Genomic DNA, 10,715 nt, shown 5'->3' with positions numbered 1-10,715 from the left:
CCGGCTCCCACCATAGTGTGTATCTGGGAAGCTCCGGCCATGGTGTCATTAAAAGTTAGATTAACGGATCCATAATTGACATCAAACATTAAAAGACGGGCATTGGAAAACTGCATGTCGTTAGCATATACTGAGCCCATATTAATGGCTACAGACAAGGTGTCCATGTTTACAGAGTTGGACACTTGATTGGCATAGTCTAAAAATACATCCGCCGAGGCAGTTTTAACAATACAATTGGAAACAGGCAGGTTTGAAAAATCTATCCTGGCTTTTCCAATCCCAAACTGAAAATGAAGGTCATAGAGGTAATTGGGGTCTAACCCTACATCCCACTTATGATCATAATCATCATCACTGCTTGAAAAAAGCCTATAAGAAAGGTTTTTACTCAAACTTTCCGACTCTACATTTTTATGCACCAAGCGAGCATGGAGCACTCCATCTACTAAATCGTGGGCGAAAGATGGCAATATATTTACTTCCCCTAAAGCTGCATCTACATACAAAGGTACACCATGATAGGACCTGTTGATATAAGACACCCCTTTATAACTAGAGAAATTTAGGCTTACCAGATCAATGTCATTTCGTTCTGCCACTTCAAAATGACGCATTATTTGCGCATCAGTTGAAATGGCCATAAAAATGACCAAACATATCGATATATTTAATTCCTTAAACATAGGGAATTAATACGATGGAAGATGGAAAAGGTTTCTAAAAAGAAAAGGCCGTTGGCCGACCCATTCATTTTAGAAAAATTCTTTAACTTTATCAAATATACTTTTCTCAGATTGTCCAGGATTTGGCTTGAAGTTTTCAGAATCTCGCAGTGACTCGAGCTTTTCCCTTTCCTCTTTACTTACTTCTTTAGGTGTCCAAACATTGATATGAATCAATTGGTCTCCTTTACCATAACCATTTAGTTCTTTTATCCCTTTTCCTTTTAATCTCAGGATTTTCCCTGACTGGGTTCCCGGTTCAATTTTTATTTTAACTTTACCATCGATTGTTGGCACCTCCAAGGATGATCCAAGAGCAACATCTACAAAACTAAGGTAAAGGTCATAGACAACATTGTTTCCATCCCTTACCAATTCTTCATCCTCAATCTCTTCAATAAGGATCAATAAATCCCCCGGAATACCGCCGGGCACTTCATTACCTTTACTGGATAAGCTAAGCTGCATGCCTTCAGAAACACCGGCAGGAATGTTGATAGGTATGATTTCCTCTTTCACTACCAACCCATTGGCATTGGCATTTGGAGGTCTTTTATCTACAACCTGTCCACTGCCTTCACAGGTAGGGCAAGCACTTGCAGAGACCATCTGTCCAAGCATGGTATTGACAACTTTCTTAATTTGACCTTGACCTTGGCATGTAGAGCATGTTTTGAAAGTTACTCCATCAGCAATCATGTGACGTTTTACTTTGATCTTTTTCTCTACCCCATTAGCAAGTTCTCTAAGGTTAAGTTTCAACTTTACCCTAAGGTTTGTTCCTTTTTTGGTACGTCGGGAACTACGTCCTCCACCGCCAAAAAAGGAATCAAATCCGCCACCACCACCGAAGATGTCTCCAAATTGAGAAAAGATGTCATCCATATTCATGCCGCCACCGCCATAGCCGGCATTTCCTCCTACACCTTGATGACCATATTGATCGTACCGTCTTCTTTTTTCCGGATTACTTAATATTTCATAAGCCTCTGCTCCCTCCTTAAACTTATCTTCAGCTGTAGGATCACCGGGGTTTTTATCCGGATGAAATTTGATGGCCAGTTTTCTATATGCCTTTTTTATTTCTTCTTGGCTTGCATCTTTCGCCACTCCAAGAACTTCGTAATAATCTCTTTTAGCCATAAGTTTTTAGTTTCCTATTACCACTTTTGCAAATCGGACCACCTTATCTGAAAGCATGTATCCTTTCTCAACTACATCTACAATTTTCCCTTTCAAATCCTCTGAAGGAGCGGGAATTTGAGTAATTGCTTCATGATATTCTGCGTCAAATTCTTTACCTATTAAATCTTCCATCGGCAACAAACCTTTGGATTCAAGAATTTTTCCTAATTTATTATAAATTAGCTTGCTTCCCTCTTGGTCATTGCCCTCTACCTTAAAAGACCTTTCAAAGTCATCCATTACAGGAAGAATTTCTTGGATCAGGTTTACTAATCATGTCCAGCTTTTCCTTTGCAGTTCTCCTTCGATAATTTTCAAATTCAGAATACAACCTGACATATTTGTCTTTCAGCTCCTGGTTTTCTTTTGCCATACTGTCTGACTCCGCTTCGTCTTCCACTTTCTCTTCTATATCTTCTTGCGCGGATTCTTTGTTCAGATCTTCTTCATTTTTAAGGTTTTCGCTTATATCTGCCTGATCTAAGCCTTGTTCCTTTTCTTCATTCACATTATCTGTCATTATTCAATTCTTTTATCTTCAACCAATCTCCTTTAAACAATTAACTTGCCATTTTCAATTAATATGACATTCTGACACATTTACTGCAATGCACTCCAAATCAAATCTTTAAGTGCAGGCAACTGAAAACTCGTCACGGAAGAAAAATAAAGATGAGGTACATCTTTAGGTATTTCAGGTTTTAAAGCTTCCATAAGCTCTTCATCCAACAAATCTGCTTTGGAAATGGCCAAAATCCGTTTTTTATCCAGGAGCTCTGGATTGTATCTTTTGATTTCGTCCAATAAAATGGCGTATTGCTCACCAATATGGTCGGCATCTGCCGGTACTAAAAACAAGAGTATGGAATTCCGCTCAATATGGCGTAAAAACCTAAGGCCTAAACCCTTTCCTTCAGCGGCACCTTCAATAATCCCGGGTATATCTGCCATGACAAAAGACTTACCATCTCTATAGTCCACTACACCTAAATTCGGGATCAATGTGGTAAAGGCGTAATCAGCAATTTCAGGTTTTGCTGCAGACACGCTGGCCAACAAAGTTGATTTACCTGCATTTGGGAAGCCCACCAACCCTACATCAGCCAATAATTTGAGTTCCAGAATGATCCATTCCTCTATACCTTCCCCTCCAGGCTGGGCATAATGGGGAGCTTGATTGGTCGAGGTCTTAAAGTGGTCATTACCTTGCCCTCCTCTACCTCCGGGAGTCAAAACAAACTCTTGACCATCTTCAGTAATTTCACACCTGAGCTCACCTGTCTCTGCCTCACGTGCTACAGTACCAATGGGCACTTCTAAAATAACGTCTTTCCCATCAGCACCTTTTCTTCTTCCTCCTTCACCATTATTCCCCCTGTCTGCGATGACATGTTTTTTATATTTCAGATGCAATAGGGTCCACAACTGGGCATTTCCTCTTAGAATAATATGGCCTCCTCTGCCACCATCACCCCCATCAGGACCGCCTTTGGGCACATGTTTTTCTCGTCTGAAATGAACTGACCCATTTCCTCCTGCTCCCGACCGGGAACAGAATTTTACGTAATCAATAAAATTGGATCCTGCCACTGCTTTCCTTGTTTAATTAGTACTTCTATTTATTCTTCTCTTACCAAGGTTTGGGTGAAAAGAAAATGGCCAAGCTTAAAAGCTCAGCCATAAAATTATCATGCAAAGATAGTGATTAATACTTATCAACAACAGCACAAATCTTTTCAAAGATTTCTTCGATGGCACCAACACCATGAATTTTGGACAATTTCCCTTGCTTTTGGTAATAATTCGCAACCGGCAAAGTCTCCTGATTGTAAACTTTAATCCTATTGTTAATCTTTTCTTCGTCTTGATCGTCCACCCTTCCGGAAGTTTTCCCTCTTTCCATCAATCTGTTTTTCAACTCTTCCTCAGGAACCTCCAAAGCTATCATTCCTGAAATAGCCGTCCCTTTTTTGGTCAACAAGGCATCAAGTGCTTCAGCCTGTGCAACAGTCCTAGGAAAACCATCAAAAATCACCCCATTGGCATCCAAAGAATGGTTGATCTTGTCTTCTACCATACCAATTACAACTTCGTCCGGAACAAGATTTCCTTCGTCCATGTATTTGCGGGCCAACTTCCCTAGCTCAGTACCTTCACCCAAATGCTTTCTGAATAAATCCCCGGTGGATATGTGTTCAATATTGTATTTTTCTATCAACTTTTCACTTTGGGTCCCTTTACCTGCTCCAGGAGGGCCAAACAAAACGATATTTAACATAAGTGTAATTTTAATATAAATAGAGTATTAATTTTTATCAACTATTTGGTATAAATCTCTCAAGTTTCTCCCCAGACCTTCAAAATCCAAGCCATACCCTACCACAAATAAGTCGGGAATTTCAAAACCTACATACTTAATATCAATAGGCTTTTTTAGGGCTTCCGGTTTGGTCAGTAGGCTGACTACCTCAACACTTTTAGGTTTTTGGGCATTGATTGTTTCAAGAAGATGCCACATACTATTACCTGTATCCACAATATCTTCTACTATAATGACATCTTTTCCCTGAAGCGATTCCTCCAAGCCTATCATATCCCTAACTTTCCCATCAGATTTTATACCGGTATAGGAGGCAATTTTAATAAAGCTCACTTTAACATCGACAGAAACTTCTTTGCAAATATCAGACATAAACATAAAACTACCGTTTAAAACGGCTAAAAAAATGGGATTTTTTCCTCGATAATCATGATTTATAGCATTGGCAAGTTCTTTTACCCTTTTTAATAGGACGGCTTCTTTTAGATATTGCTCAAAAACCAGGTTTTTTAATTGAATCATTTTAACCGGATGTGTGTGGCCTTAAATTATTTGTATACAATAATAGGGTGATAAATAAAGAATATAATTCAAATCATTACAAATATTGTAATAAATATTGGTACAATTTAATCATACTTTCCAAATCTGACAAAGTCACCTTCTCAACCGGACTGTGGGGATTTTCCTCTGGAAGTCCGATAAAACACCAATCTATTGGATAAGGACTCATTTGAATTTCCCTTCCATCGCTTCCCCCATAAGCTTCAACCTCAAGTTGAAAAGGGATATTCGATGCACGCGCCATTTCAATAATTTTATCGACAAATTTCTTACGAGGAATAAAACTATCTCTCATGGAAATGACTACCCCTTCATTAAAATGGACCCCATACGTACTGAATACAAGCACTCCATTTTCTATTGTTTCACACAATTGAAGTAAGGTATATACCCCCAACCTATTGTCTAAAAAGGCACCTTCCAGATAACCGTTTTCCATCTTGACATGCTGTTCAAAGGAAAGTAAAGTTCCTGTTTGGATTTTTCTCGGGAAATCATGATACAAATTTCCATCAATTTCCTTAACCCTACACCTAATGGGCCCGGCCATACACCATCCGATACTTCCGGACCACCAATGGGCACAAGTTGGTTTTCATATCTGGCCGTAAAACCAACCGTATCCATGTGGGCAAATACAGCAGTTCTAGGCGCTCCAAAAACAAGAACTATATTGTCTTGAAATTCTTCACCGAAATAAATTTTTGGTGCAACTTTCCAATTGTCTTTACGTTCTAAAATATGGTTTAAGATAAATGCAGATATATTTGCTTCATCACCTGACACACTTTCTAAATGAAGAATTTCTTTTAATAAATTTGTGAATGGCATAGTTTATGTTAAATATTTTTATAAATTTCGGGATCAAATTAGTTTTTATTGAAACAATTGACATAGATGTTTAAAGTTCCCGTAAATTAATATACATTTGTATCATAAACCGAGTAAAAATCTAATAGCAATCAAAATCAATTAAAACACTGAATGTTGTAAAAAATTTTTTATCATGAAAAAAATAATACTATCAACACTAATGGTTGGTGCTTTAGCTGTAGGTGCTAATGCTCAAGACGACTTCAACAAATGGTCTGTAGAGGTTAATGGAGGGTTCAATAAACCAATGGCTCCAATTACGCCAGGTTATTACTCACCTACCCTTAACTTAGGACATGCCGACCTTGGAGTCAGGTATATGTTTAACGAAAAATTTGGAACCAAATTAGATTTTGGTATCGGTAGCTTTAAAAATGCTAGCGACACTCCTGATTTTTCAACAAATTATTACCGTCTAAACCTACAAGGAGTTGCAAATCTTGGAAGAATCCTGAACTGGGAAACCTTTTCACAAACTTTCAATCTTTTGGGCCACTTTGGCGGTGGAATCAGCCAGCTAACTCCTCAAGAAAATGAATTTGCAGACGTAAAGGACAGCCAGTACAATGTTAGTACAGGTATGACCCTGCAAGTTAAACTAAGTGACAGAGTTGCCCTAAATGGTGACATCACTAATTTTGTTGCAGGACGTCAATCAGTAGCTTTCGACGGAGCTTCTGATATTTCAGCTGCTGATGATGGATATTACGGCATGAATGCAGTATGGTGGACCGGTACTTTAGGTCTTACTTTCTATCTAGGTAGTAACGACACTCACGCTGATTGGTATATCAGAGAAAACAAGTATGCTACTAAGGATGAATTGGCTACTCAGATCGGTGAGATCAAAGACATGCTAAAAGATTCTGATGGTGATGGCGTTCCTGATTATTTGGACAAAGAGCCTAACACTCCAGCCGGAGCAAGGGTAAATTCCGCAGGTACTACTATGGATTCTGATGGAGATGGTCTTCCTGACCACTTAGACAAATGTCCTTTCGTTCCAGGTCCAGCTTCTCTTGAAGGATGTGCTCCTGAAGACACTGAAGAAGTTGATTACCTTGCTAAAGCTATCAATGATCAGTATGTAAATGTATATTTTGCATTCGATAGCTCTAAACCACTTGGATATTCTGCTTCTTCTGCTAATTATGTAGCAAACTTCATGAAGAGAAACCCAGGTGTTCAGGTTGAAATCAAAGGTTATGCTGATGAGTTAGGTCCTGAGAACTATAACATGAAGCTTTCTGAAAAAAGAGCTAAATCTGTTTATGATTTGCTAGTAGCTACAGGAGTAGATGCATCTAGACTTTCTTATAAAGGTTACGGTGAAGACACAAGCGTAGACAAATCTTCTACAGATGCTAGACAAATGGCTAGAAGAGTAAGTTTTGAGATCCAATAATAGGATTCATAAATAATATTTAAAACCCGATCTTAAAAGATCGGGTTTTTTTGTTTTACTTTGTCCTATCATGTTTATTCTAAACCAAAACAATTCAATTGCAAACCAGTTTTTGGCCGAGCTTCGTGACATCCACATTCAGAAGGATCGATTACGGTTCAGGAAAAACCTGGAAAGAGTAGGTGAAATATTAGCCTATGAGGTTTCTAAAGCGCTTCCTTATACGCCAAGCTCCATAACTAGCCCTCTGGCAAAAGTAGAAACACCTTTACTAAAAGAACAGCCTGTGATTATTGCCGTTTTGAGGGCTGCTGTTCCATTTTATCAAGGAGTTTTAAATTTTTTCGATCAGGCTGATAGTGGTTTTATTGGTGCCTATCGGAAGGAAAGTGATGATAAGATAGAAATTTCCTTAAATTACCTGGCTGCACCGAATCTTACTGGAAAGACTGTGCTCATAGTTGACCCAATGCTTGCCACGGGGAAATCCTTTATAAAAAGTATTGATGCGATTAAAGGGCATGGTAAGCCAAAACAAATTGAAATTCTTAGCGCCTTTGCAGCCCCTGAAGGAATAAAACATATCAAGGAAAACCTAGACCTTCCTCATCGATTTTGGATAGGGGCATTAGATGAAAAATTAAACCAACAATCCTACATCGTCCCCGGTTTAGGGGATGCTGGAGACCTCGCATTTGGTCCTAAAATTTAATATTATTTAAACATGAGCTACTTAATACTGGCAATAGGTTTCCTAATCCTATTATTGGGAGGGAAATTTCTTGTTGATGGCGCTTCAGCTATTGCTGCTAGATTGGGGCTTAGCCCCGGGTTAATAGGTCTTACAATTGTTGCCTTTGGAACTTCTGCTCCTGAGCTATTGGTAAGTGTGACTGCCTCGCTTAAAGGCTCTAGTGACATTACAGTAGGAAATGTGATCGGCAGCAATATTTCGAATATTAGTCTTGTATTGGGTATTAGCGCTATAATATTCCCCATATATATTCAAAAATCCACGCTGAAATTAGATTATCCTTTTACTTTAATTAGTTCAGTATTATTTTATATGATGGCCTTCAACGGGGTCATTTCCCTATATGAAGGTGTAATTTTATTTTCTTGTTTTATCGCCCTCAATTGGTATTTTTTCAAAACAATTGAAAGAGTAGAATTTACTGAAGAAGAAGCCGCTTTGATGAAAAAACAATCTCCCTGGCTGGCAATCTTACAGTTGATTGGGGGAGCTGCAGGTCTTTATTTTGGCTCAGAGTTGGTTGTAGGTAATGCATCTCTAATCGCAAGAAACTTTGGGGTGAGTGAGCGAATAATTGGAGTCACAATCATCGCCATAGGTACTAGTTTACCTGAACTAGTTACCTCAGTTTTAGCTGCTTTAAAAAAAGAAACGGAAATGGCTTTAGGGAATATTTTAGGGAGTAACATTATGAATGTATTCTCTATTATAGGCATTACAGCACTTATCAAACCAATAGATGTAGCCACAGAATTTATTTTTACAGACTTTGTGTGGATGCTGGGATTTACTATCCTTCTCCTTCCCATCATGCGAATCAATTATATTATCACCAGAATAAAAGGAGCTGTTTTACTCTCTGGATACCTATTGTATATTTATATCCTTATTTCATGAGTGAATACTTGATTACATTTGCAGGTATATACTTTCTCTGCTTATTTAAATTTATTGCCGGTCCACTATTAGGAGCTGCGGCAGGTTATGGTTTAATAGAAATTATACTGGTCACAGTTTCGGGTATGATGACTTCAGTATTTCTATTTACATTTCTGGGGGAATGGTTTAAAAAAAACTGGACTATCATCATCAAAAAAAAATCCAAAAAATTTTCTAAACGAACAAGGAATACCATCAAAGTATGGAAGAAATTTGGTATTTGGGGTATCGCTTTATTAACGCCTCTTATTTTAACACCAATTGGCGGTACTGTGGTACTGACATCCTTTGGGGTAGCCAAGAAGAAAATATTATTCTCGATGTTAATTAGTGCCCTATTATGGTCATTTATTTTTGGCTTAAGCATTGAAGAATTATTAAAAATCCCTTTATTAAGAGAGCTTTGGACATAAAAAAAGGGGTTAAAATCAACCCCTTTTTTTAGCTTTTCGGCAATGTTTAATTGACAGAAAGCACTTCTGCTTTAAATAAAATAGGGGTAAACGGCCTTACCAAATCAATTTGTTCACCAAGGCTTACAAGATCCTCTCGGATTACTGATGGAAATATTTGAATGGATTGGTCATAAGCTTTAAAAGAGGTAGACAGTATCTCCAACTTCTGATCGGGATAAACATCAATCAATCCATCGTTCAAAAATTCTAGGCCGGAATTCCCTATAGATACAGAGGTCGGCTGATTACTTTCATAGGATTCGTAAACAGGGTCATCTGCCCCAAGTTCAAACAATTCGAAGTCTACAGAAACTGTACTTCCAAGCTGAGATTCGGTTTTGGAATCATCACCTTCAGTTATTGTACGCACATATACACCTTCTTCAACTTCCTCAAAACCTTCTAGTTGTTCCGTAGCAATATAATCAGCAATCATTGCTTCTTCTCGCTCCTTAAGTTCTTCCTCCGTGTATTTGGCAGCATACTTTAATTTTATAATTAAATTGGAGGAGGATAAAATCAATGTTTCATAGCTATAATTACCAAAGGCGAGGTAAGAAGGAGAATAGACGGTCATTTCTTCTCCTACCTTAGCCAAACCGGAAGCATAAGTAATGGCTATAGGCCACAATCCATCCTGACTATATCTAAATATTTTAGGTTCCAGGCTTTCATCTAAGTGAGAATCTATCAATTGACCATCTAGACTTTTGATTTCATAATAAACCCCAATATAATCATCACTTACAAACTGGTCTCCCTCAGGTACTTCAACCGTTTTTGTATAATAATATCCTGATTGAGTTTTTGTGGCATCAATATTATTTGAATTAATATAATTCTCCAAGGCAAGGTCATCTCTTTGCATGTCCAACTCAATATCTGTTGGCGAATCATCAAGGCAGGATGTCACTAATATAACTAGACCTAATAGCCAAGTAAATTTGTTCTTTAAAATCATGGTAATCAATTAATTTTTGGTTTGTTATTTATTTTTAAAATTGAAATTCATTCGCAGGTTAACTCCACCAATTGAGAATTGCTGATTGGCAAAGGTAAGGTTCCCAAGCGGTAATTTATAAAAGGGTTCAAAGGAGACATAAAAGCCCTTATTTAACTTGTACTCATAACCGAAGGAAAGGTTTAAAAGGCCTGCAACATCGGCATTGCTTTGACCACTTTCAGGGGTATATACATTACTAAAGCTTTGAACAGAGGGAGCATATTCCAAGGCTCCACTGACACTATTTGCATTGAACAAAGATTGCGCTTGATAGGACTCAACTGTATTCTGATCTAAATATACCATACTCGACAAACCTGTGATAAAATACATGCCTGTTTGTTCTTTATCATAGAATTTATATTTTAAGTTTATTGGGATATCTAAAGAGGCAAAATTAAGCCTATATTCAGTTTCAATTATATTACTGCTCATTTTTTGATAATCTCCATCAGGCGCAGCAAGCATCTCTCTCATACCTTGGTTTGCTTG

12 protein-coding genes and 2 pseudogenes are annotated in these 10,715 nt (G+C 37.9%); 4 read left to right on the top strand and 10 right to left on the bottom strand.

The annotated features are described in order from the left end of the window. The 8 genes and pseudogenes from AAC037_RS10095 to AAC037_RS10060 all read right to left on the bottom strand — a co-directional run. Nucleotides 1-686, bottom strand: a 686-nt coding sequence (locus AAC037_RS10095; RefSeq protein ID WP_339902878.1) for a hypothetical protein, incomplete at its 3' end; no start/stop codon positions are given. Nucleotides 687-755: 69 nt separating this feature from the next. Beyond that, nucleotides 756-1,868: a molecular chaperone DnaJ gene (gene dnaJ / locus AAC037_RS10090; protein ID WP_339902877.1), complete on the bottom strand. Its 1,113-nt coding sequence runs from the start codon at nucleotides 1,866-1,868 to the stop codon at nucleotides 756-758. Between the two features lie 6 nt (nucleotides 1,869-1,874). Further along, a pseudogene (locus tag AAC037_RS10085) lies at nucleotides 1,875-2,430 on the bottom strand (nucleotide exchange factor GrpE). Between the two features lie 80 nt (nucleotides 2,431-2,510). Then, on the bottom strand, nucleotides 2,511-3,500 hold the full coding sequence (gene obgE, locus AAC037_RS10080; RefSeq protein ID WP_339902876.1) for a GTPase ObgE: 990 nt from the start codon (nucleotides 3,498-3,500) through the stop codon (nucleotides 2,511-2,513). 115 nt (nucleotides 3,501-3,615) lie between these two features. Then, nucleotides 3,616-4,188 carry an adenylate kinase gene (locus AAC037_RS10075; protein ID WP_339902875.1) on the bottom strand — a complete coding sequence of 191 codons (573 nt, stop codon included), beginning with the start codon at nucleotides 4,186-4,188 and terminating at the stop codon, nucleotides 3,616-3,618. Between the two features lie 27 nt (nucleotides 4,189-4,215). Next, entirely contained in the window at nucleotides 4,216-4,752 is a 537-nt protein-coding gene (gene hpt / locus AAC037_RS10070; protein WP_339902874.1) for a hypoxanthine phosphoribosyltransferase, read from the bottom strand. 76 nt (nucleotides 4,753-4,828) lie between these two features. Further along, a complete protein-coding gene (locus AAC037_RS10065; RefSeq protein ID WP_339902873.1) occupies nucleotides 4,829-5,233 on the bottom strand; it encodes a hypothetical protein in 405 nt (134 codons plus the stop codon). Further along, nucleotides 5,200-5,625 (bottom strand): hypothetical protein, encoded by a 426-nt coding sequence (locus AAC037_RS10060; RefSeq protein ID WP_339902872.1) that lies wholly within the window; start codon nucleotides 5,623-5,625, stop codon nucleotides 5,200-5,202. The genes AAC037_RS10065 and AAC037_RS10060 overlap by 34 nt, the downstream gene beginning before the upstream one ends. A 175-nt stretch (nucleotides 5,626-5,800) precedes the next feature. Between AAC037_RS10060 and AAC037_RS10055 the strand changes: the two genes are divergently transcribed. From AAC037_RS10055 to AAC037_RS10040, 4 genes are all read left to right on the top strand, one after another. Further along, the gene (locus AAC037_RS10055; protein ID WP_339902871.1) at nucleotides 5,801-7,072 is read left to right on the top strand and encodes an OmpA family protein; all 1,272 of its coding nucleotides are present in this window, start codon (nucleotides 5,801-5,803) and stop codon (nucleotides 7,070-7,072) included. A 70-nt stretch (nucleotides 7,073-7,142) separates the two neighbouring features. Continuing rightward, the gene (gene upp / locus AAC037_RS10050; RefSeq protein ID WP_339902870.1) at nucleotides 7,143-7,784 is read left to right on the top strand and encodes a uracil phosphoribosyltransferase; all 642 of its coding nucleotides are present in this window, start codon (nucleotides 7,143-7,145) and stop codon (nucleotides 7,782-7,784) included. 12 nt (nucleotides 7,785-7,796) lie between these two features. Beyond that, on the top strand, nucleotides 7,797-8,723 hold the full coding sequence (locus AAC037_RS10045; protein WP_339902869.1) for a calcium/sodium antiporter: 927 nt from the start codon (nucleotides 7,797-7,799) through the stop codon (nucleotides 8,721-8,723). Continuing rightward, the gene (locus AAC037_RS10040) at nucleotides 8,720-9,178 is read left to right on the top strand and encodes a hypothetical protein (protein ID WP_339902868.1); all 459 of its coding nucleotides are present in this window, start codon (nucleotides 8,720-8,722) and stop codon (nucleotides 9,176-9,178) included. Before AAC037_RS10045 ends, AAC037_RS10040 begins: the two co-directional genes overlap by 4 nt. Nucleotides 9,179-9,224: 46 nt before the next feature. Here the strand turns inward: AAC037_RS10040 and AAC037_RS10035 are convergent, their stop codons facing one another. Further along, on the bottom strand, nucleotides 9,225-10,181 hold the full coding sequence (locus tag AAC037_RS10035; protein ID WP_339902867.1) for a hypothetical protein: 957 nt from the start codon (nucleotides 10,179-10,181) through the stop codon (nucleotides 9,225-9,227). A gap of 24 nt (nucleotides 10,182-10,205) precedes the next feature. Further along, nucleotides 10,206-10,715 (bottom strand): annotated as a pseudogene (locus tag AAC037_RS10030) (hypothetical protein); the annotation flags it as partial.

The organism is uncultured Cyclobacterium sp. (assembly GCF_963976465.1).
In the GTDB taxonomy this organism is placed as follows: Bacteria; Bacteroidota; Bacteroidia; order Cytophagales; family Cyclobacteriaceae; genus Cyclobacterium.
This window is presented reverse-complemented; position numbering and strand designations above follow the sequence as displayed.